We start from the raw sequence: 20,108 nt of genomic DNA, 5'->3' as shown, positions 1-20,108 counted from the left end.
ATCGGTTTACCAGTTCTTCTGCAACCGGCGACGCTGCGGTTGCTGCTGCTGTTGCTTCATGCGTTGCTGGGTGGCACGCTCCGCCTGGACGGCGTAGTTGAGCAGCTGTTCGGCGTTGTCCTTGCTCATCTGCTCCTCGGGACGGGGCTGCTGTTGCTGCTTGTCCTGCTTGGAATCCTGCTTGTTCTGCTTGTCTTGCTTCTGTTTGTCCTTGTCGTTCCTGTTGTCTTTCTGCTTGTCGTTCTTGTTGTCCTTGCCGCCGTTTTGCTTCTGTTTCTTGGCCAACCGCTTGCAGAGGGCCAGGTTGTAGCGCGTCTCGTTGTTGTCGGGACGGTTGCGAAGGCTCTCCTTGTAGGCCTCGATGGCCTCGCTATACAACTGGTGTTTCTGGCAGATGACCCCGATATTGTGGTACGCCATAGCCTTTCGCACACGGGCGGTTTCGGCCTTGCCGGCGTTCTGCAACTGCACGATGGCAGCCGAATCTTTCTGTTGCTGCATGAGCGCACAGCCCAGATTGTACATCGCTTGCGTGTTGCGACCATTCTTGCCCAGGGCCTTTCGGTATTCTATCTCGGCTTTGGCATAGTTCTGCTGCCGGTAGAGCCGGTTGCCGTTGCGGATAAATTGGCGGTCACTCTGGGCCGACACGGCCAGCGCCTGCACCGTGCACAGCAGGAGCAAAAGCAGGTATCTCAGCTTTTTCATGACGTTTCCCCCTTTCGTTTAAACAGGCGCACACCCTTGAACATGGGGTTCTTGGCCTCGAGCACACACACTTCGGCCAGCAAAAGCAGGATGGCCAGCAGTCCGAAAGCCTGGAACTGTTCGTCGTATTCACTGTAAATCACGGAGCTGGTCTCGCCTTTTTGCAGTTTGGTGAGCTCGTCGTTGAGGTCCTCCTGCGCGTCGGACGTGTTGTCCACATGGATATATACGCCGCTGCCCGCCTGGGCCACCTGCCGGCACATCTGCTCGTTGAGGGCCGACATGACGGTCTGTCCCGCCGCGTCTTTCATGTAGCCGCCCCGCCCGTCGGGGATGGGAGCACCCTTGGGATCGCCCACGCCGAGCACAAAAACATTGATGCCCGCCTTGCGTGCAGCCCTTGCAGCTTCCAGCGCGCCCCCCTCATGGTCCTCACCATCAGTAATAATAATGATGGCGCGCCCCACGCCATCCTGCTGCGTGAAGCTGTGCATACCCACATTGATGGCCCGTGCAATGTCGGTGCCCTGCGTGGCAATGAGCGAGGGATCGATGTTTTGCAGGAACATCTTGGCCGACACATAGTCGCTCGTAATAGGCAGCTGCACGAAGGCATCACCGGCAAAAACCACGAGCCCTATCTTGTCGTTGGTGAAGTGATCGGTCATGCTTTCCACGAGCATTTTGCTCTTGTCGAGCCGGCTCGGCACCACATCCTCGGCACGCATAGAGTTGGAAATGTCCATGCAGATGATGGCTTCGATGCCGTTTCGCTTCTCATGCGAGATGCGTGTACCCATCTGCGGGCGAGCCAGCATGAGCACCAGCACGGCCAATGCCGCCTGCAACAGCCAGAACTTGAGCAGCGGCCGCCAGCGCGACACGTCGGGCATGAGCCCGCGCAACAGCCTCAAGGCGCCGAACTGCCGGAGGCGCCGCTTCTGCCGCCGGCTCATCAACCAGCGCAGCAGAGCCATTGCCGGAATGAGCAACAGCAGCCACAGGTATGTCGTATCTTCAAATCTTAACATATCGATTCTTGTTTAACACGATGCGCAGACTCAAGGCAACCGCCGCAATACGGTGTTGCGCAGCAGCAGTTCGAGCAGCAGACACACCACGGCGGCCAAGGCAAAGGGCTGGTAAGCCTCGTAGCGTTTGGAGAAATGCGTGACGTTCATCTTCGTCTTTTCCAGTTGATCGATGTCGCGGTATATCTGCTTGAGTTCGCGGTTGTTGGTGGCGCGGTAGAAGTTGCCCTCGGTCATGGCCGAGATTTGCGTCAGCGTTCGGGTGTCTATCTCTACGGGCATGTTCACATATTGCACCGTGCCGCCCACGGGCATAGGGTATGGAGCCACCTTGTTGGTGCCCACACCGATAGTATATACACGGATGCCCAGCGAGCGAGCAATCTGTGCAGCGGTGAGGGGCGATATGTCGCCCATGTTGTTGCTGCCGTCGGTAAGCAGGATGACGACCTTGCTCTTGGCCTTCGATCCCTTGAGGCGCGACACGGCATTGGCCAGTCCCATGCCCACGGCCGTGCCATCCTGGATGAGCCCGCGGGCGGCAATGTCGGTGCGCACGTTGTGCAGCAGACTGAGCAGCGACCCGTGGTCGGTGGTGAGCGGACACTGCGTGAACGCCTCTCCGGCAAAGATCGTGAGGCCGATGTTGTCGTCGGGGCGGCCCGAGATGAACTCGGCGGCCACGTCTTTGGCGGCTTCGATGCGATTGGGCTTCAGGTCTTCGGCCAGCATGGAGGTCGAAACGTCCATGGCCAGCATGATGTCGATGCCCTCGACTGTCCTGTGACCCCAGGAGTTGCGGGTCTGGGGGCGCGCCAGTGCCAGCACCACCAGCACGAAAACGAGGCAACGCAGCACCATGGGCAGCCCCACAATGCGCATGCGCCAGCTGCGCGGGGCATCCATGTAGGCGTGAGTATCGCTCATGCGCATCGCGGGCTCGCTGCGGCGGCGGTAGAGGAAGTACCACAGCACGTAGGGGAGCAGCAACAGCAGCAGTAAGAAATATTCCTTGTTTGCAAATTCCATTTCCACGAGTTACTTAGGATGAAGTCACACCATCAACTGCCACAGCTGCCAGAGCACATAGCCCACCAAGCCCACAACAGCCAGCCCCACAACCCAGAGCAACCCCTTGATGGTGATGCGGCTCTGCTGTTTCTGCCGGTCGCTCTCGGAGAGTTGGGGCACGATGCGCTCCTCCGTGGGCTGCCCCTCCTGCTTAGTCACGTCGATATAGTTCACGGCATTCACCAGGTTGAGGTCGTTTTCATTGATGAGCGTCGAGTATTTGGCAAACTTCACCAGGTCGGCCGTGGTGAAGAGCTCGGTCAGTTCGGCCAGCATGCGGCGGTCGCCGGCCGCCTGCAGGTGGTCGATGATTTCGCCAGAGGTCATTTCCATGGCATTGAAGCCGAAGCGTTCCTGGATGTATTGGCGCAGGGTGTTGGTGAGTTGCGTGTAATAAGTCTTCTGGTCCTCACTGGCCTGCATGTGCTCGGCCTTGATTTTGTCGATGGCCGTCAGGGCCCGTTGATGGGCGGGGATGTGCTTCACGATGCGGATTCGGGTGATGATGGGCTTGTGGGCACGCAGCCGCACCACGAGGTAGAACGCGCCCAGCCCCAACAACAACACCAGCACGGAGAGCCAGAACCCGGGCATCCACTCGGACATGAGGAAAGGATTGTCCTGCACATCGTTGGGCGGGAAGAACTGATTGGGGTGCAGCGTGTCCACGTCCATGGTGATGACCTTCAGCGCGGCCGTGCCGCCGCGGTAGGTCTTGCCGTCCACCCGCACCGGCAGAGCGGGGATGGCATAGAGCCGCTCGTCGAACGAGGTGATGGTATAGACGCGTGTCAGCTGCACCTGCCCGTTGCCCACGCTCACGCTGTCGCCGTCGGCCACGCCCACCACTTCCACTCCAGGCACCACGTATTGCGCGGCCTTGAGTGCGGGCCACTGTACGCGCGACCTCTCGGGCAGGGTGACGGCGAGCGACAAATGGGCCTGCTGGCCGATGAGGATGCCCACGGAATCGACCGTTTGCTCCACCACCACCTGCGCTCTGCCCGGCAGGAAGCCGAGCAGAAGAACGAATGTCAATATGCCGTGTATCAATCTGTTCATCGTGTCTTTGCTTGTTTACGCCCGCTGTTTGAAGAGCAGCATCAGCGCGCGGGTGAAGTCTTCGTCGGTGGCCACGGCCGTCCAGTCCACGCGGCTGCGCGAAAAAGTCTGGCGCAGAACCGCCTCGCGCTCCATCCAGTAGCGGGTGTGGGCACGGCGCAGACTGGCGCTGGAGGTGTCGATGAGCATTTCGTGGCCGGTCTCGGCGTCGCGCACGCGGATGAGTCCCACGTCGGGCAGCATCCGGGCACGCGGGTCATACACCTGAATGGCTATCACGTCGTGCTTGCGGTTGGCTATCTCCATCTCGCGCGAGAAGTCGCCGCGGTCGTAGAAGTCGCTGATGACAAACGAGGTGCACCGCCGCTTCATCACGCGTGTAAGGAATGCAGTGGCCATGGCCACGTCGGTTTTGCGGCTCTGTGGCTCGAAGTTGAGCATCTCGCGGATGATATAAAGGATGTGGCGGCGCCCTTTCTTCGGAGGGATGTATTTCTCTATTCGGTCCGAGAAGAAGACCACGCCGATCTTGTCATTGTTCTGAATGGCCGAGAAAGCAATGGTCGCGGCAATCTCCGTGGCCATGTCGCGCTTCATCTGCCGCGACGTACCGAAGTCGAGCGAACCCGACACATCGACGAGCAACATGACGGTGAGCTCGCGCTCCTCCTCGAACACCTTGACATAAGGATGATGGAAACGGGCCGTCACGTTCCAGTCGATGTCGCGCACGTCGTCGCCGAACTGATACTCCCTGACCTCCGAAAAGGCCATGCCCCGGCCCTTGAAGGCCGAGTGGTACTGTCCGGCGAAGATGTTCCGACTCAACCCGCGGGTCTTAATCTCTATCTTCCTTACCTTTTTTAATATGTCGCTCGTGTCCATCCTGACGCTTGCCTGCCGGCTCAAGGCACCTCTATCTTGTTCACAATCTTGCTCACAATCTCCTCGGCCGACACGTTGCCGGCCTCGGCCTCATAGCTCAGGCCGATGCGGTGGCGCATCACATCGTGCACCACGGCCCGCACATCCTCGGGCACCACGTAGCCGCGATGCTTGATGAAGGCATAGGCGCGCGAGGCCTTGGCCAGGTTGATGCTGGCGCGCGGACTGCCGCCAAAGGTGATGAGGTCTTTCAATTCGGCCAGCCCGTAGCGGTCGGGATAGCGCGAGGCAAAGACAATATCGGCGATGTACTGCTCGATTTTCTCGTCGATGTAGACCTGCCCCACCACGTCGCGGGCGCGCAAAATCTCGTCGGCGGTGGTCACGGGGCTGACCGTTGGCAGACTGCCCCGGATGTTTTCGCGGATGATTAGCTTCTCCTCCTCCAGCGTGGGATAGTCGATGACAACCTTGAGCATGAAGCGGTCCACCTGGGCCTCGGGCAACGGATAGGTGCCCTCCTGCTCGATGGGGTTCTGCGTGGCCATCACGAGGAAAGGCACGGGCAGCTTGAACGTGCTCTCGCCGATAGTCACTTGGTGCTCCTGCATGGCTTCGAGCAGGGCGCTCTGCACCTTGGCCGGGGCCCGGTTGATCTCGTCGGCCAGCACGAAGTTGGCAAACACGGGGCCGCGCTTCACCTGGAAGCGCTCGTCTTTCTGCGAGTAAATCATCGTGCCCACCACGTCGGCCGGGAGCAAATCGGGCGTGAACTGTATGCGGCTGAAGCCGGCATCGACCAGTTGTGCCAGCGTCTTGATGGCCAAAGTCTTGGCCAATCCCGGCACACCCTCGAGCAGGATATGGCCGTCACTGAGCAGCGAAATGAGGAGCATGTCGACCAAATGACGCTGCCCCACGATGACACGGTTCATTCCCGACACCAGGTTGGTGACGAAACCGCTCTGCTGCTCTATTCTGACGTTGAGTTCTCTAATGTCTACGGATTCTGCCATAATCTCTTGTATTAACCTTGATTTCTATTTTGGCGCAAAAGTACAACATTATCCTTAGAGCGGCGAAACATCGTATCTAAATAATATTAAAATCGGGACGCAGGGCCGATTGGGCCATGCGCTCGTAGAGCAGACCCAGTCCTGCAAAGCGCGTCACGGCGTTCATGGCGGCATGCCTGACGCCCGCCGAACCGGAGTGGAGGGCTGCCACAGCCTGGTCGAGGAACTCGTGGATGCCCCGTTCGTTGGGTTCCTGCCCGCGCATGAAGAGCCTCGCCAGGATGCCGTAGGCGCAAATCTGGCACACGTCGCGGTCGCTGGCCATCCAGCGATAGGCCAGCGCGGGGGCGTAGGGCACGTGCTGGTAGAGGTTGAAGGCCTGCATCTCGGCCATTTCCTGCGAACGTGTCTGCTCCATCCATATCTCGGCCACCTCCTCGGGCATGGCCGAGGCGGGCATAACGAGCGTTGCCAGTATCTTGCACTCGCGTATGTCTTCCTTCCACAAGGCGATGGCCAGGTCGTAGTCCTGGCCTGTTTCCTGCGCCAACTCGCGCAGCTGCACGAAGGGCACGCCCCAGTTGAGGTGGTAGTCGAGGCCTTTGTCGCGCATGGACTGGGCCACGGGGCCGTTCATCATGCCGTGGAAGCCCCGCTTGATCCGGCGCAGCCGTTCCTGTACGTCTTCTTTCTTCATGGTGTATGGACAGGCGATTAAAGCGTGGCATACTCGCGCGAGTAGCGCAACATCTGGTGTTCGAAGCTCTCGCTGTAGTCCAGCGCAATGTCGGTGATGTGGCCGTCGGCGTCGGTCACGGGCCGCATCCGGGGGTTGATGAAGCCTTTGTAGGGGGCGATGTGTAGGTGTTCGTAGCGCGCGAGCACCTCGCTGTGGAGCCCGGCATCCACCCGCACGCCATACTGCTCCACCAGCCGGCGGGCGGCTTCATGGTCGCCCTCGCTCTTGATGCGCTGCACCTCGGCCAGCAGCCGGGCGAAGAGCCCGCGCAGCCGGGGGTAGTCGTCGATGCGGACGTAGGTCTTGCCCGCGCGCTTCACCAGTTGCACCGTGCCGTCGCCCTGGGCCAGGCACCAGCGGGCAATGAGCGCACGGTTGCGCATGTGGGCCTCCTCAATCTGGTGGCCGGGCTTGATGCGCACCAGCTGGGTGAGCAGTCCGTTCATCATGTAGTGGTAGTACTGGCTCTTGTAGGCCTCGTCGTCGGGCACGAGGCCCAGCTCCCGCAGCTTGGGGTCGGCCAGATAGTAGAGCCCGAAGAGGTCGGCCCGCGCCTCTTCCACGGTGCTGGCATAGGCCTTCAGGGCGTCGGGGTCGGTGCCGGGCAGCAGACGGCCGCTGCCGTGGCCCAGACATTCGTGCAGGTCGGTGTGCAGATCGTCGCACAGGTCGCCGTAGGCGGCCGTGAGGCGGCGCGTCTCCTCGTCGATGACAAACTCCTCGTCGAAGCCGTTGCCGCGGGCAGCCTGCCGGTAAGCCTCGGTCAGATTGCCGATGGTGACACTCTTCGAGCCGTGGCGTGCCCGTATCCAGTCGGCATTGGGCAGGTTGATGCCGATGGCCGACGCCGGGTATTCGTCGCCGCCGAGCATGGCTGCACACACCACGTTGGCCGTGACGCCAGTCACCTTTTCCTTGCGGAAGCGGGGGTCCACGGGCGAGTGGTCCTCGAACCACTGGGCGTTCTGCGCGATGGTCTGCGTGCGCCGCGTGGCCTCCATGTCCTTGTATTCCACGATGCCCTCCCACGAGCCTTTCAGCCCGAGGGGGTCGCCGTAGACCTCGATGAAACCGTTCACGAAGTCCACCTGCCCCTGCTGTTCGCCCAGCCAGGCGATGGAATAGTCGTCGAAGCGGCGCAGGTCGCCCGTGCGATAATAGTCTGTGAGCAGGGCGATGACCTGCCGCTGCCGCTCGTTCTCGGCCACCGTGGCGGCGCGTTCCAGCCATTCCGTGATTTGCCTGATGGCGGGCCCGTAGAGCCCGTCGATAGTATAGACATGCTCCTCGATGCGGCCGTCGGCCGTCTTCACCAGCCGGGAGTTGAGCCCGTAGGAGGGCGGGCAGTCGGCGTCGCCCCCGGCCTTGAGGCGCGCATAGTAGGCCTCCACCTCGGCTTGGGTCAGGTTTTCGTAGTAGTTGCAGGCCGAGGTCTGCACCAAGTCTTCGCCGTCGGCCTGGTTCACACGCTTGGGCAGCAGCGCGGGGTCGAAGACGACGGGGGCCACCGCCACCGCCACGTCGGCCCAGGAAGCGTAGCCCCGGGGCACGCCCACCGCGGGCAGCCGCTCCGCCGCGGCGTGCAGCCAAGCCTCGCCGAAGCCCGGCACGAACTTCTCGCAGCCGTAGTGGTGGTAGATGCCGTTGGAGAACCAGAGGCGTTTCAGGTAGAGCGTCAGGGCCGCGAAATCGGGCTCCGTGCGGTCGCCGCCGTAGTTGGTGTAGACGGCTTCCAGCAGTTTGCGGATGTCGAGGTTCCAGCGGCCTCCCTGGTCGGTGGTGATGTCGCGGCCAAAGAGCGTGGCCTGGGCCAGGAAGTACACGTATTTCTTCTGTTGCAGCGTCAGCTGCTCGAAGCCGGCGAGGCGGTAGCGCAACAGCTGGAGGTCGGCAAACCGCTCGTCGGCATAGGCAAAGTCTTGTTCTTTCATCTTGTCAGTGGGTGGAAACTCCCGGCCCGCACAGGGGCCTAAGAGCGGAAACGAGACCGGGGCAGCCCGCCATGGCACAGGGCGGCCCCGATGGCCGTGCAGAATTCGGAGTATTTGGGGATGATGAAGTGCACCTTATAGAGCTTCTCCATGGCGGGAAAGATGACCTTGCACTGGGGCAGCAGCGTCAGGTTGCCGATGAGCACGTACTCCCTGATGCCCGAGTTGAGCGAAGCCAGAATGCAGCTCGACCCGATGCTTTGCAGCACCATGGTGATGATGCCCAGGGCAATGTCCTCGCGCGAGGCATTGCTCCGCGCGTTGCCGAAGAGCGAGGCGGTGGCCGTCTTGGGCAGGTTGGGCAGGGGATTGGGGCTGATGTCGCCGATGAGCACGTCCACGTTGGCGGGGTCGCCCTCCATGGCCAGGGCCACAATCTGCTTCACCTCGTCGGTCTTGAGCATGATGCGGCTCAGCCCCATCAGCGTGCCGCCGCCCAAACCGATGCCTCCGATGTGGCGGATGTCGTCGCCGTCGCACTGCACCAGACTGGTTCCCGTGCCCATCGAAACCACGAGCATGCGGTCCAAGTCGGTCTCGTAGCGCGCCCCCAGACCGTCGGCCAGGAACTCCTCGGCCTTGTCGGTGGGCAGCCCGTAGATGGGCGTGTCGATGTAAGCAGCCCCTACACCGGTTATCATCACGTGCTCAATGTCGTCGAGTCGCAGCCTGTTGTCGTAGAGATACTTGCCGAAAGCCCCGTAGAGCGAGGTCACGGGGTCGGTGGCTTTGATGCGGACGGGCGACACCACAGCGCCCTCGCCGTCGATGCCTACTATCTTGGTGGTACTGATACCTACGTCTATACCGATTACCATAATTGGGTGAAAGATATGATGGGTGATGGGGATTGAACGTGTTGCCCTGCCTCCCGGGCCTCAGCGCACGATGCGGGCCATCTGCGGGTCCAGGTCGTCGAACTCGTCGCCCTCGCGGTATTTCTGCGTGGCGGCCTCGTGGGCCGCGAGCTGGTAGAGGCACTGGGAGGCAATCTCGGCCTGTGGGGCCGTCACGTCGGCAGCCACGCGGAGGCGGTGGCTCAGCAGGTCGGTAGGCGAACCGAGGTGCATGTTGCTCACACTGAGGCGGCCACCCGCCATCTTCACCTCGATGGGCGTGTCGATGAAACCAAAGGTTGGCCGCGCCGCCAGCAGTTCGTCGTAGGCCCGCCGCACCTCCGCCGTCTTCACGTGCTGCGGTCGCAGGTCCTCGGCGTTCTGCCTTGCGGCCTCGTCGATATAGGGAGCCATGTCGGCGTATGCCACCTGGCCCAGGAGTTGTTTGAATGTCATGTCGGTGTCTTTTGGGTGCAAACTTACGCAAAATTATCGGATTACGCCCCCTCTTTGCCGAAAAATTGAGGCTGCCGGGAGGGCTGCCCGCCCTGCCCCGCCGCCTTTCCGGGCTCGGGGATGCAGGGGTGCGGGGGCAAGATGGGGGTGGCACGGGGCGGACAGCCCACCTGAAAACGAGGGGCCCAAGGCGGCTGCAACGGCACGCCCACGCCCGCACCGTGGGGCGATTGCGCCGCAACGGCCGTGCGATTACGGCCTTTTCGCGCGGCGTTTGCACCGTTTTCGCAACGCGTTTGCGGCGTGTTCGCGCGGCGATTGCGCCGCCCCATGCCCGCCGCCACCGCCCCATACATCCCCGGCAGACACACAAAGGCTGTGCCCCTACATGGCGGAGGGGCGGCACGCCAGCCTGAAAATAATGGGAAAAAGGCGGGGGCGGTATCTGATTTTTTGCGTATCTTTGCATGAATCAACAACAAAACCACACCCTAAAACAACCGAAACATGAGCACCCAAGAGGACATCATCGACGTGGTGGCGGCCGTTGTCAGAGACGACGACCGCTACCTCTGCGTGCAACGCCGCCGTTCGCACCGCGCCTACAACTCCGAGCACTGGGAGTTTCCCGGGGGCAAGGTGAAGGCGGGAGAGAGCCGGCACGAGGCCCTGCTGCGCGAAATCCGCGAAGAAATGGACTGGGACGTCTACGTGGGACGGCCGCTGGGTTGCGTGGTCCACGCCTACCCCGACTTCACCATACGCCTCTGGCCCTACCTGTGCAAGCCGGGCGACGGCCCCTTCACGCTGCTGGAACACCTCGACGCCCGCTGGCTCACGCGCGAGGAAGCCGAGGGCCTCAACTGGACCGCGGCCGACCGCCAGGTGCTGGCCCTGCTGCCGTGAGGGGCAAGGGGCCGGGTTGCGCACGGTTTTGGCCGCATGTACCCGCATGAACCGGCGGCGCCATGGGCCGCAAGCGTAGGGGCACTCCGAAAATATTGCGGCGCGCCCGCGGTCCTTTCCCGCCTTTTTTGCTAACTTTGCAGGGAAAGACAAGACACGCATGGACAAGACCCAACAGATGCAGGAGCTGATACGGCAGCTCAACGAGGCCTCGGAGGCCTACTACAACGGGCGTGGGGAGCGCATGACCGACTATGAATGGGACGCGAAGTTCGACGAGCTGCGACGGCTGGAACAGGAGACGGGCACCGTGATGCCCGGCTCGCCCACCCACCGGGTGTCGGAAGACAGCATCGCCGGACAGAAAGAAGCTCACGAGTTTGCCGCCCTCTCGCTGGCCAAGACCAAGCGCACGGAAGACCTGGCAAAGTGGGCCGAGGGGCGGCCCGTGTGGCTCTCGTGGAAGCTCGACGGGCTGACGCTCGTGGTGACCTACGACGGCGGCCGGCTCGCCAAGGTGGTGACGCGCGGCAACGGACACACCGGCACCAACATTACACACCTGGCACGGGCCATCGCGGGCATACCGCCGACCATCAAGGACCGGGGGCACGTGGTGGTGCGGGGCGAGGCCGTCATCGCCTACGACGACTTCGAGCAGTTCAACATGGAGAGCGAGGAGGAGTATGCCAACCCCCGCAACCTGGCCTCGGGCTCGCTCACGCTGAAAGACCCGGCCGAGGTGGCGCAGCGGCACATCCGCTGGATTCCCTTCACCTTGGTGCACACCGACGACGAGCTCCACTCCTGGGGCGCGCGCATGGACTATCTGCGCGACAACGGCATGGGCTGCGTGGAGCACGAACGCATAGACCATCCCACGCCGGAAAACGTGCAGACGGCCATCGACCGCTGGACCGAACGCGTGACCCACCGCCGGAATCCCTACCCCGTGGACGGCTTGGTGATGGTCTACGACGACACGGACTATGCCCGTACAGGCTCCGTCACGGGCCATCATGCCACGAGGGCGGGCCTCGCCTTCAAGTGGCAGGACGAGCGCGCGGCCACCGAACTCGAACGGGTGGAGTGGAGTTGTGCGGCCTCGACCATATCGCCCGTGGCCGTCTTCACCCCCGTGGAGCTGGAAGGAACCACCGTGAAGCGCGCCTCGCTGTGCAACATCAGCGAGTGCGAGCGGCTGGGCATCGGCGGACGGGGCACGCGGATCGAGGTGATCAAGGCCAACAAGATCATCCCCAAGGTGGTAAGTGTGAGCGCGCGGGTGGGCAGCCTCGTTGTCCCGGAGGCGTGCCCCGTGTGCGGCAAGCCCACCGAGGTGACGGTGAGCCCGGCCAGCGGCACCAAGACGCTGCACTGCACCAATGCGGCCTGCCCGGCCAAACAGCTCAGGAAATTCGCCCGCTTCGTCTCCAAGGAGGGCGTCAACGTGGATGGCATTTCCGAGCAGACGCTCGCCAAATTCATCAATTTGGGCTGGGTGTGCGAGTATGCCGACATCTTCAAGTTGCCCGCACACATCCACGAGATAGCCGCGCTCGAGGGCTTCGGAGAGAAGTCTGCCGCCAACCTCATGCGCTCCATCGAGAAGGCGCGCACCGTGGAGGCCCGGCGGCTGCTCTATGCACTCACCATCCCGATGGTTGGGCAGGACGTGTGCGCACGGCTGCTCGCCGCCTATCCGCTGGCCGACCTCATCGACATCGCCTCGGGGCGCGACCGCGACGGGGCCACGCTCTTCGGCCCCACGGGACAGGAACGGCTGGCCCTCATCCCGGGCATTGGGCCCGAGAAGTCGGCCTCACTGGTGGGATGGTTCAGTCAACCGGCCAACCTGGCTATGGTAGAGCGGCTGCTCAAGGAGGTCAGCGTCAGCCAGACGGCCGTCACCACCGCCGGCGACCGCTGCCGGGGGCTCACGTTTGTGGTGACCGGCGACGTGCACCACTACAAGAACCGCAACGAGCTCAAGGCCTACATCGAGAGCCAGGGGGGAAAGGTGACGGGCTCGGTAAGCAAGGCTACGTCCTACCTTATTAATAATGACACGGCCTCGGCCAGCGGAAAGAACCAGAAAGCACGGCAGCTGGGCATCGCCGTTATCTCGGAAGACGAGTTCGTGAGCCGCTTCGCCGACTGACGCGGAACGGCCCGCCGCCGCTCCGATAGCCCGCCGTGCATGCGCCGCGGGCAATAAACGGGGAAAACATTTGGCAGTTACGGGATTTTCCCTTACATTTGCACAAAATTTAACAGAAGATGAAACGTATCCTTGCTACGGCCGCTTTCGTGGCCTGCACTGCCGCCCTGGCTGCGCAAAACGTGCAGCTGCACTACGACTTGGGCCACTCGCTCTACAACGACCTGACCACCAGGCCCAGTATGACAACCACTGTAGAGATGTTCAAACCCGACCGTTGGGGCAGCACCTACCTATTTACCGACCTCGATTACCAGCGCGACGGCGTGGCCGGCGCCTACTGGGAGATAGCCCGCGAGTTCAGCGTCACGAAGAACAAACAGTGGGCAGCCCACGTGGAATACAACGGCGGGCTGAGCAGCGACGAGTCCACCTGGAACGCCACACGCTTCCAACACGCCGCGCTGGCCGGCGGCGCGTGGAACTGGCACAGCGCAGACTTCAGCCGAACGTTCAGCATTCAGGCCCTGTACAAGTATTATTTCAAGAACCGCCACTATGGCGCGCACCCCTTCAGCTCGTTCCAACTCACCGAGGTGTGGGGCCTGAACTTCGCCCGCAACCTGTGCACCTTCAGCGGTTTCTGCGATGCTTGGTACGATCCCAACGTGAAAGGCAAGTGGATTGTGGTGAGCGAACCGCAGTTTTGGTTCAATCTAAACACCATCAAAGGCTGGGACAAGGTGAACCTGAGCCTCGGCACCGAGGTGGAGTTGAGCAACAACTTCGTGTGGAATGAGAATGGCAAGAACAACCGGTTCTACGCCATTCCCACCATCGCCGCCAAGTGGACATTCGACTAAGCCGCCCATGAGAATAGACATCATCACGGTGCTGCCCGAGATGCTCGACGGATTTGTACACGAGTCTATCCTGGCACGCGCCCAGAAAAAAGGGCTGGCAGAGATCCGGCTGCACAACCTGCGCGACTACACCAACGACAAATGGCGCCGCGTGGACGACTATCCCTACGGTGGATTTGCCGGCATGGTGATGCAGATTGAACCCATAGACCGCTGCATCTCGGCCCTGAAAGCCGAACGCGAATACGACGATGTGATCTATGTGACGCCCGACGGAGAGAGGTTCGACCAGCGCATCGCCAACGGCATGAGCCTGCAACAGAACCTCATCATCCTTTGCGGCCACTACAAAGGCATAGACCAGCGCGTGCGCGACCACCTCATTACACGCGAGATCAGCATGGGCGACTTCGTGCTTACCGGCGGCGAGCTGGCCGCTGCAGCCATTGCCGACGCCGTGGTGAGGCTGGTGCCGGGCGTCATCAGCGACGACCAGAGCGCCCTCTCCGACTGTTTTCAAGACAATCTGCTGGCCGCTCCCATCTACACCCGACCGGCTGAATACAAGGGTTGGAAAGTGCCCGACATCCTGCTTAGCGGCAACGAGGCCAAGGTGAAACAGTGGGAAATGGACCAAGCCATGGAGCGCACGCGCCGTCTGCGCCCCGACTTGCTCAAATAAAAAGCTTTCGCCACGTGGCGAAAGCTTTCTTGTTTTTACTGGGAAGACTGCCCGTTGCTTGCATATTCGACCGCCATTTCGGCACACCGCTCGCCGTCCACGCCGGCCGAGACGATGCCGCCGGCATAGCCCGCACCCTCTCCGCAGGGGAAGAGACCGCGCAGACGGACGTGCTGCAGCGTCGTGTGGTCGCGCAGAATGCGCACCGGACTCGACGTGCGCGTCTCGACGCTGATGAGCGTGGCCTCGTTGGTGAGGAAGCCGTGGCTGCGCTTGCCGAAGGCCTTGAACCCCTCCTGCAGACGCGAGGTGATGAACTTGGGCATCCAGAAGTGCAGCGGACTGCTGATGAGCCCCGGCGCATAGCTGCTCTTCGGCAGGTCGAAACTGAGGTGGCCGTTCACAAAATCGGCCATGCGCTGCGCCGGAGCAGTCTGCCTTCGGTTGCCCTGCTGCCAGCAGTCACGCTCCAGTCGCTCCTGGAATCGCATCACACGGAGGTTGTCCGGCCCGTCCGCACGACTCTCGTCCTCCGTTCCGGGCTGGGCCGCATCGGGCGCAAAGAGCGTAGGGTCGGCCATGTCCTCGGGACGAATCTCGACCACCATGCCGCTGTTCGACCACTGCGTGCCGCGGTTGGCCGGCGACATGCCGTTCACAACAATCTGTTCCGGCCCCGTGGCGGCGGGGATGACAAAGCCGCCCGGACACATGCAGAACGAGTAAACGCCCCGTCCCGCCACCTGCGCCACATAGGCATACTCGGCCGTCGGCAGGTATTGGCCACGGCCTTCGCGGTTGTGATACTGTATGCGGTCGATGAGTTCGGAGGGATGTTCCAGCCTCACACCCACGGCAATACCCTTGGGCTCTATCTCAATGCGGGCGGCATCCAGATAGCGGTACACGTCGCGCGCGCTGTGGCCGGTGGCCAGAATCACCGGCCCGCGGTAGGTCTCGCCGGCCCCCGTGGCCAGATTCACGGCCTCGGCGCCCACTACCGTGTCGCCGTCGAGCAGCAGCCGGGTCATCTTTGTCTGGAAGTGCACCTCGCCGCCACTCTGCAAAATCTGCATCCGCATGTTCTCAATGACGCGCGGCAGCTTGTCGGTGCCGATGTGTGGATGGGCGTCGGCCAGGATGTTGGTCGAGGCCCCGTGCTGGCAGAACACGTTGAGGATCTTCTCTGTGTTGCCCCGTTTCTTGCTGCGCGTATAGAGTTTGCCGTCGCTGTAGGCGCCCGCCCCACCCTCGCCGAAGCAGTAATTGCTCTCGGGGTCCACCTGTTGGGTGCGCGTGATGAGGGCCAAGTCCTTCTTTCGCTCGCGTACATCCTTGCCGCGCTCCAGCACCACGGGGCGCAGTCCCAGCTCGATGAGGCGCAGGGCAGCGAAGAGACCGCCCGGCCCCGCGCCCACCACGACCACCTGCGGCCGGCCCTCCACGTTGGGATAAGCCGTGGGCGTGTAGGCCTCGTCCTGCGGAAACTCGTTGATGTAGACCCTCACCGTGAGGTTTACATAGATGGTTCGCTGGCGCGCGTCGATGCTGCGCCTGAGCACGCGCACCTGATTGATGCTCCGTGCATCCAGTCCTTTCTCCCGGGCAATGTGCCCGGCAATGCGCTCCGAGCTGCCCGCCACCTGCGGCAAAACCCGTATCTGGTATTCCTGTATCATGTCATGCAAATCTTAAAAACGGTGCAAAATTACGCAATTTATCAAAGACAGACCTGCCAAAAAGTATAATTCTTCATACGAAAAGCCCATTCTGCCCACACGCTAAACACGCCAAACAGGTATCAAATTCCAATTTTCCCTCCACGTTAAACGGTAAATTGTTACCGAAAACGTTGGTCGGGAGGATAATTCTTAGTATTTTTGCAGCCAAGTTTTGCCGTAGCCCCGTTTGTTCCGGGGGCGGCATGACATGATTAAAACGTCATTCACAATGAAAGTATTAAAGTTTGGCGGAACATCAGTAGGTTCCGTAAAGAGCATTCTGAGTCTGAAACGCATCGTGGAAAATGAGGCCCGCCGACAGCCGATTGTCGTTGTCGTGAGCGCCTTGGGCGGCATCACCGACCAGCTTATCTCCACTTCACAACTGGCTCTGACGGGCAACGAGGGCTGGAAGAGCGCCTACGAGGAGATGGTGGACCGCCACCACAAGATGATAGACACCATCATTACCGACCCCGCCAGCCGCGAAACGCTGTTCAATCAAGTGGACGCTCTCTTCGAGCAACTCCATTCCATATACTTCGGTGTGTACCTCATCCGCGACCTGAGCAAGAAGACTCAGGACGCCATCGTGAGCTACGGCGAGCGCCTGAGCTCGATCATCGTGTCGACACTCGTCCGCGGTTCGCGCTGGATGGACGCGCGCGAGTTCATCAAAACCGAGGTGGTGAACGGCAGGAACGCCCTCGACAGCGACCTCACCAACAAGCTCGTGCGCGACGCTTTCGACGACATGCCCCGCGTGTCGCTCGTTCCGGGCTTCATCTCGACCGACCGCACCACGGGCGAAATCACCAATCTGGGCCGAGGTGGATCGGACTACACAGCCGCCATCATCGCCGCCGCGCTCGACGCCGACTCGCTGGAAATATGGACCGATGTGGACGGATTCATGACCGCCGACCCCAAAGTCATCCGCTCGGCCTACACCATTGACGAGCTAAGCTACGTCGAGGCGATGGAGCTCTGCAACTTCGGCGCCAAGGTAATCTACCCTCCAACGATCTACCCCGTGTGTATCAAGAGCATCCCCATACGGGTGAAGAATACGTTTAATCCCGAGAGCCCCGGCACCATCATCAAGGACAAGATAGAGAACGACCGCAAGGCCATCAAGGGAATATCCAGCATCAAGGGCACCACGCTCATCACCGTGTCGGGCCTTTCGATGGTGGGCGTCATCGGTGTGAACCGCCGTATCTTCACCGCCCTGGCCGAAAACGGCATCAGTGTGTTCCTCGTGTCGCAGGCTTCGTCGGAAAATTCCACCTCCATCGGCGTGCGCGACGAGGACGCCCAGGCCGCCGTCGATGTGCTCAACCGCGAGTTCGGGGCCGAGATCGAGGACGGTTCCATGTTCCCCATGCACGCCGAGAGCCACCTGGCCACCATTGCCATCGTGGGCGAAAACATGAAGCACACGCCCGGCATTGCGGGCAAGCTCTTCGGAACACTGGGCCGCAGCGGCATCTCGGTCATTGCCTGCGCCCAGGGCGCCTCGGAGACCAACATCTCATTCGTCATTGATTCGCAGTATTTGCGCAAGGCACTCAACGTGCTCCACGACTCCTTCTTCCTCTCGGAATACAATGTTCTCAACCTCTTCATCTGCGGCGTGGGCACCGTGGGCGGGAAGCTCATCGAGCAGATACGCGCCCAATACGACGAGCTCAAGGAGCACTCGCGCCTCAAGCTCAACGTGGTGGGCATCGCCACCTCGCGCAACGCCGTCTTCTCGCGCGACGGAATCGACCTCGACAACTACCGCGAACAGCTGAAAAACTCGGAGCCCTGCACTCCCGAGAAGCTGCGCAACGCCATCCTCGGCATGAACATCTTCAACTCGGTGTTCGTGGACTGCACGGCCTCCAAGGACATTTCGGCCCTCTACCAGACCTTGCTCACCCACAATATCAGCGTGGTGGCGGCCAACAAGATAGCTGCCAGCTCGCGCTACGAGGACTACGCGCAACTCAAGGAGACGGCGCTGCGCCGCGGTGTGAAGTTTCTTTTCGAGACCAACGTGGGCGCGGGGCTGCCCATCATCGGCACCATCAACGACCTGCGCAACTCCGGCGACCGCATCCTCAAGATAGAAGCCGTGCTCAGCGGCACGCTCAACTTCATCTTCAACGAGCTTGCAGCCGACGTGCCTTTCTCCGAAACCGTGCGCCGCGCCAGGCAGCAGGGCTACGCCGAGCCCGACCCCCGCATCGACCTGAGCGGCACCGACGTCATCCGCAAGCTGGTCATCCTGACGCGCGAGGCCGGCTACCGGGTGGAGCAGGCCGACGTGGAGCGGCGCCTCTTCGTGCCCGACGACTTCTTCCAAGGCAGCGCCGACGACTTCTGGAGGCGGCTGCCCGAACTCGACGACAGCTTCGAGCAGCGGCGACGGCAGCTCGAAGCCGAGGGCAAGCGGTGGCGGTTCGTGGCCACGATGGAGGGCGGAAAGACCAGCGTGGCCCTACAGGCCGTGAACCGCAGCCACCCTTTCTACGGACTCGAGGGCAGCAACAACATCGTGATGCTCACCACAGAGCGGTACAAGGAATACCCCATGCTCATCCAAGGCTACGGCGCAGGGGCCAGCGTCACGGCCGCAGGCGTGTTTGCCAATATCATGAGCATTGCCAATATCTGACCCCATCACATTCACCCCACAAGCGCAAATCCCCATGAAACACATCATTATTCTGGGCGACGGCATGGCCGACCATGCCGTCGGACGGCTGGGCGGCCGCACCCTGCTGCAGCACGCCGACACCCCCTACATGGACCTGCTGGCCCGCCGAGGCCGCACGGGCCGGCTGATGACCATCCCCCAAGGCTTCCACCCGGGCTCCGAGGTGGCCAATACGGCTATCCTGGGCTACGACCTGAACCGCGTCTACGAGGGCCGCGGACCGTTGGAGGCGGCCAGCATAGGCTACGACATGCAGCCCGAGGACACGGCTTTCCGCTGCAATGTCATCACGCTGCACGACGATCGAATCCTCACCCACAACGGCGGCAACCTCTCCACCGAGCACGGCGACGAGCTCATGCGCTACCTTGACGAGCGTCTGGGCAACGACAGCGTGCGCTTCATCACCGGCATACAGTACCGGCACCTGCTCGTGGTGAAGCGTGCCAGCAAGCACGTGGTGTGCGCACCGCCCCACGACCACCCCGGCGAACCCTGGCGGCCCCTGCTGGTACAGAGCGAGCCGGGCTGGGAAGACAGGCGCGAGGACGTGCTCGGCCACGACGGACGGCCCACGGGAGAGCACCGCCTCACGGGCCGGGAGACGGCCGAATTGCTCAACCAGCTCATCATCGACTCCCAGCAAATCCTGGCCGACCACCCCTACAACCGCGACCGCACGGCCCGCGGCGATCGGCCCGCCAACAGCATCTGGCCCTGGGGCGGAGGCTACAGGCCCAGCATGCAGACGCTGATGCAGCTCTATCCGCAGGTCAGGACGGGCTCGGTCATCTCGGCCGTCGACCTCATTCGGGGCATCGGACGCTACGCCGGACTCGACGTGGTGAAGGTGCCGGGAGCCACCGGACTGGCCGACACCAACTACGAAGGCAAGGCTGCGGCCGCCATCGATGCCCTGCGCCGGCAGGACTTCGTCTACCTGCACCTCGAAGCCAGCGACGAGGCCGGCCACGACGGCGACCTCGAACTCAAGCTGCGCACCATCGAATATCTGGACCGTCGCATCGTGGAGCCCGTCTACAACGAGGTGAAGCACTGGGCCGAGCCGGTGTGCATCGCCGTGCTGCCCGACCACCCCACGCCGGTGGAGCTGCGCACCCACGTGGCCGAACCCGTGCCCTTCCTCGTCTGGCACCCGGGCATCGAGCCCGACGCCGTGCAGCAATACGACGAAGTGGCGTGTGCCTCCGGGGCCTACGGTCTGCTCCACCTCGAACAATTCATGAAAACCCTGATGCAAATACACTGACGC

General features: G+C 62.0%; 17 protein-coding genes. 6 read left to right on the top strand and 11 right to left on the bottom strand.

Going from position 1 to position 20,108, the window contains the following annotated elements; genetic code table 11:
* Positions 1-6 precede the first annotated feature (6 nt).
* From PREDE_RS11385 to PREDE_RS11340, 10 genes are all read right to left on the bottom strand, one after another.
* Positions 7-708 carry a tetratricopeptide repeat protein gene (locus PREDE_RS11385; RefSeq protein ID WP_005847596.1) on the bottom strand — a complete coding sequence of 234 codons (702 nt, stop codon included), beginning with the start codon at positions 706-708 and terminating at the stop codon, positions 7-9.
* A complete protein-coding gene (locus tag PREDE_RS11380; RefSeq protein ID WP_005847598.1) occupies positions 705-1,739 on the bottom strand; it encodes a vWA domain-containing protein in 1,035 nt (344 codons plus the stop codon). Before PREDE_RS11380 ends, PREDE_RS11385 begins: the two co-directional genes overlap by 4 nt.
* A gap of 30 nt (positions 1,740-1,769) precedes the next feature.
* Complete coding sequence (locus PREDE_RS11375; protein WP_015310508.1) at positions 1,770-2,768, bottom strand: vWA domain-containing protein; 999 nt, start codon at positions 2,766-2,768, stop codon at positions 1,770-1,772.
* Between the two features lie 24 nt (positions 2,769-2,792).
* Positions 2,793-3,872 (bottom strand): hypothetical protein, encoded by a 1,080-nt coding sequence (locus PREDE_RS11370; protein WP_005847602.1) that lies wholly within the window; start codon positions 3,870-3,872, stop codon positions 2,793-2,795.
* 15 nt (positions 3,873-3,887) lie between these two features.
* The gene (locus PREDE_RS11365; RefSeq protein WP_005847604.1) at positions 3,888-4,757 is read right to left on the bottom strand and encodes a DUF58 domain-containing protein; all 870 of its coding nucleotides are present in this window, start codon (positions 4,755-4,757) and stop codon (positions 3,888-3,890) included.
* 20 nt (positions 4,758-4,777) lie between these two features.
* Positions 4,778-5,773 carry an AAA family ATPase gene (locus PREDE_RS11360; RefSeq protein ID WP_005847606.1) on the bottom strand — a complete coding sequence of 332 codons (996 nt, stop codon included), beginning with the start codon at positions 5,771-5,773 and terminating at the stop codon, positions 4,778-4,780.
* A 76-nt stretch (positions 5,774-5,849) separates the two neighbouring features.
* Positions 5,850-6,470 carry a DNA alkylation repair protein gene (locus PREDE_RS11355; protein ID WP_005847608.1) on the bottom strand — a complete coding sequence of 207 codons (621 nt, stop codon included), beginning with the start codon at positions 6,468-6,470 and terminating at the stop codon, positions 5,850-5,852.
* A gap of 17 nt (positions 6,471-6,487) precedes the next feature.
* The gene (locus tag PREDE_RS11350) at positions 6,488-8,443 is read right to left on the bottom strand and encodes a dipeptidyl-peptidase 3 family protein (protein ID WP_005847610.1); all 1,956 of its coding nucleotides are present in this window, start codon (positions 8,441-8,443) and stop codon (positions 6,488-6,490) included.
* A 38-nt stretch (positions 8,444-8,481) separates the two neighbouring features.
* Positions 8,482-9,321: a type II pantothenate kinase gene (gene coaW / locus PREDE_RS11345; RefSeq protein WP_005847611.1), complete on the bottom strand. Its 840-nt coding sequence runs from the start codon at positions 9,319-9,321 to the stop codon at positions 8,482-8,484.
* Between the two features lie 60 nt (positions 9,322-9,381).
* Positions 9,382-9,795, bottom strand: coding sequence for a hypothetical protein (locus PREDE_RS11340; protein WP_005847614.1), 414 nt, complete (start codon positions 9,793-9,795; stop codon positions 9,382-9,384).
* A gap of 507 nt (positions 9,796-10,302) precedes the next feature.
* On the opposite strand from PREDE_RS11340, the gene PREDE_RS11335 reads away from it, so the two are divergent.
* From PREDE_RS11335 to trmD, 4 genes are all read left to right on the top strand, one after another.
* Entirely contained in the window at positions 10,303-10,701 is a 399-nt protein-coding gene (locus PREDE_RS11335; protein ID WP_005847618.1) for a (deoxy)nucleoside triphosphate pyrophosphohydrolase, read from the top strand.
* A gap of 160 nt (positions 10,702-10,861) precedes the next feature.
* Entirely contained in the window at positions 10,862-12,862 is a 2,001-nt protein-coding gene (gene ligA, locus PREDE_RS11330; protein ID WP_005847620.1) for an NAD-dependent DNA ligase LigA, read from the top strand.
* Between the two features lie 119 nt (positions 12,863-12,981).
* Positions 12,982-13,725: a nucleoside-specific channel-forming Tsx family protein gene (locus tag PREDE_RS11325; RefSeq protein WP_005847621.1), complete on the top strand. Its 744-nt coding sequence runs from the start codon at positions 12,982-12,984 to the stop codon at positions 13,723-13,725.
* 7 nt (positions 13,726-13,732) lie between these two features.
* Entirely contained in the window at positions 13,733-14,407 is a 675-nt protein-coding gene (gene trmD / locus PREDE_RS11320) for a tRNA (guanosine(37)-N1)-methyltransferase TrmD (protein ID WP_005847623.1), read from the top strand.
* 35 nt (positions 14,408-14,442) lie between these two features.
* Here the strand turns inward: trmD and PREDE_RS11315 are convergent, their stop codons facing one another.
* Positions 14,443-16,086, bottom strand: a complete 1,644-nt coding sequence (locus PREDE_RS11315; protein WP_015310506.1) for an NAD(P)/FAD-dependent oxidoreductase — start codon at positions 16,084-16,086, stop codon at positions 14,443-14,445.
* A gap of 271 nt (positions 16,087-16,357) precedes the next feature.
* Between PREDE_RS11315 and thrA the strand changes: the two genes are divergently transcribed.
* Positions 16,358-18,793: a bifunctional aspartate kinase/homoserine dehydrogenase I gene (gene thrA / locus PREDE_RS11310; RefSeq protein ID WP_015310505.1), complete on the top strand. Its 2,436-nt coding sequence runs from the start codon at positions 16,358-16,360 to the stop codon at positions 18,791-18,793.
* 34 nt (positions 18,794-18,827) lie between these two features.
* A complete protein-coding gene (locus PREDE_RS11305; protein WP_005847629.1) occupies positions 18,828-20,105 on the top strand; it encodes a cofactor-independent phosphoglycerate mutase in 1,278 nt (425 codons plus the stop codon).
* Positions 20,106-20,108 lie beyond the last annotated feature (3 nt).

This window comes from Prevotella dentalis DSM 3688 (genome assembly GCF_000242335.1).
In the GTDB taxonomy this organism is placed as follows: domain Bacteria; phylum Bacteroidota; class Bacteroidia; order Bacteroidales; family Bacteroidaceae; genus Prevotella; species Prevotella seregens.
This window is presented reverse-complemented; position numbering and strand designations above follow the sequence as displayed.

Coding starts and splice junctions, on each gene's coding strand:
- PREDE_RS11315 (WP_015310506.1), bottom strand. CDS start 16,086: ATGATACAGGAATACCAGATACGGGTTTTGCCGCAGGTGGCGGGCAGC.
- PREDE_RS11335 (WP_005847618.1), top strand. CDS start 10,303: ATGAGCACCCAAGAGGACATCATCGACGTGGTGGCGGCCGTTGTCAGA.
- thrA (WP_015310505.1), top strand. CDS start 16,358: ATGAAAGTATTAAAGTTTGGCGGAACATCAGTAGGTTCCGTAAAGAGC.
- PREDE_RS11305 (WP_005847629.1), top strand. CDS start 18,828: ATGAAACACATCATTATTCTGGGCGACGGCATGGCCGACCATGCCGTC.
- PREDE_RS11365 (WP_005847604.1), bottom strand. CDS start 4,757: ATGGACACGAGCGACATATTAAAAAAGGTAAGGAAGATAGAGATTAAG.
- coaW (WP_005847611.1), bottom strand. CDS start 9,321: ATGGTAATCGGTATAGACGTAGGTATCAGTACCACCAAGATAGTAGGC.
- PREDE_RS11375 (WP_015310508.1), bottom strand. CDS start 2,768: ATGGAATTTGCAAACAAGGAATATTTCTTACTGCTGCTGTTGCTGCTC.
- PREDE_RS11355 (WP_005847608.1), bottom strand. CDS start 6,470: ATGAAGAAAGAAGACGTACAGGAACGGCTGCGCCGGATCAAGCGGGGC.
- PREDE_RS11325 (WP_005847621.1), top strand. CDS start 12,982: ATGAAACGTATCCTTGCTACGGCCGCTTTCGTGGCCTGCACTGCCGCC.
- PREDE_RS11360 (WP_005847606.1), bottom strand. CDS start 5,773: ATGGCAGAATCCGTAGACATTAGAGAACTCAACGTCAGAATAGAGCAG.
- PREDE_RS11385 (WP_005847596.1), bottom strand. CDS start 708: ATGAAAAAGCTGAGATACCTGCTTTTGCTCCTGCTGTGCACGGTGCAG.
- ligA (WP_005847620.1), top strand. CDS start 10,862: ATGGACAAGACCCAACAGATGCAGGAGCTGATACGGCAGCTCAACGAG.
- trmD (WP_005847623.1), top strand. CDS start 13,733: ATGAGAATAGACATCATCACGGTGCTGCCCGAGATGCTCGACGGATTT.
- PREDE_RS11350 (WP_005847610.1), bottom strand. CDS start 8,443: ATGAAAGAACAAGACTTTGCCTATGCCGACGAGCGGTTTGCCGACCTC.
- PREDE_RS11340 (WP_005847614.1), bottom strand. CDS start 9,795: ATGACATTCAAACAACTCCTGGGCCAGGTGGCATACGCCGACATGGCT.
- PREDE_RS11380 (WP_005847598.1), bottom strand. CDS start 1,739: ATGTTAAGATTTGAAGATACGACATACCTGTGGCTGCTGTTGCTCATT.
- PREDE_RS11370 (WP_005847602.1), bottom strand. CDS start 3,872: ATGAACAGATTGATACACGGCATATTGACATTCGTTCTTCTGCTCGGC.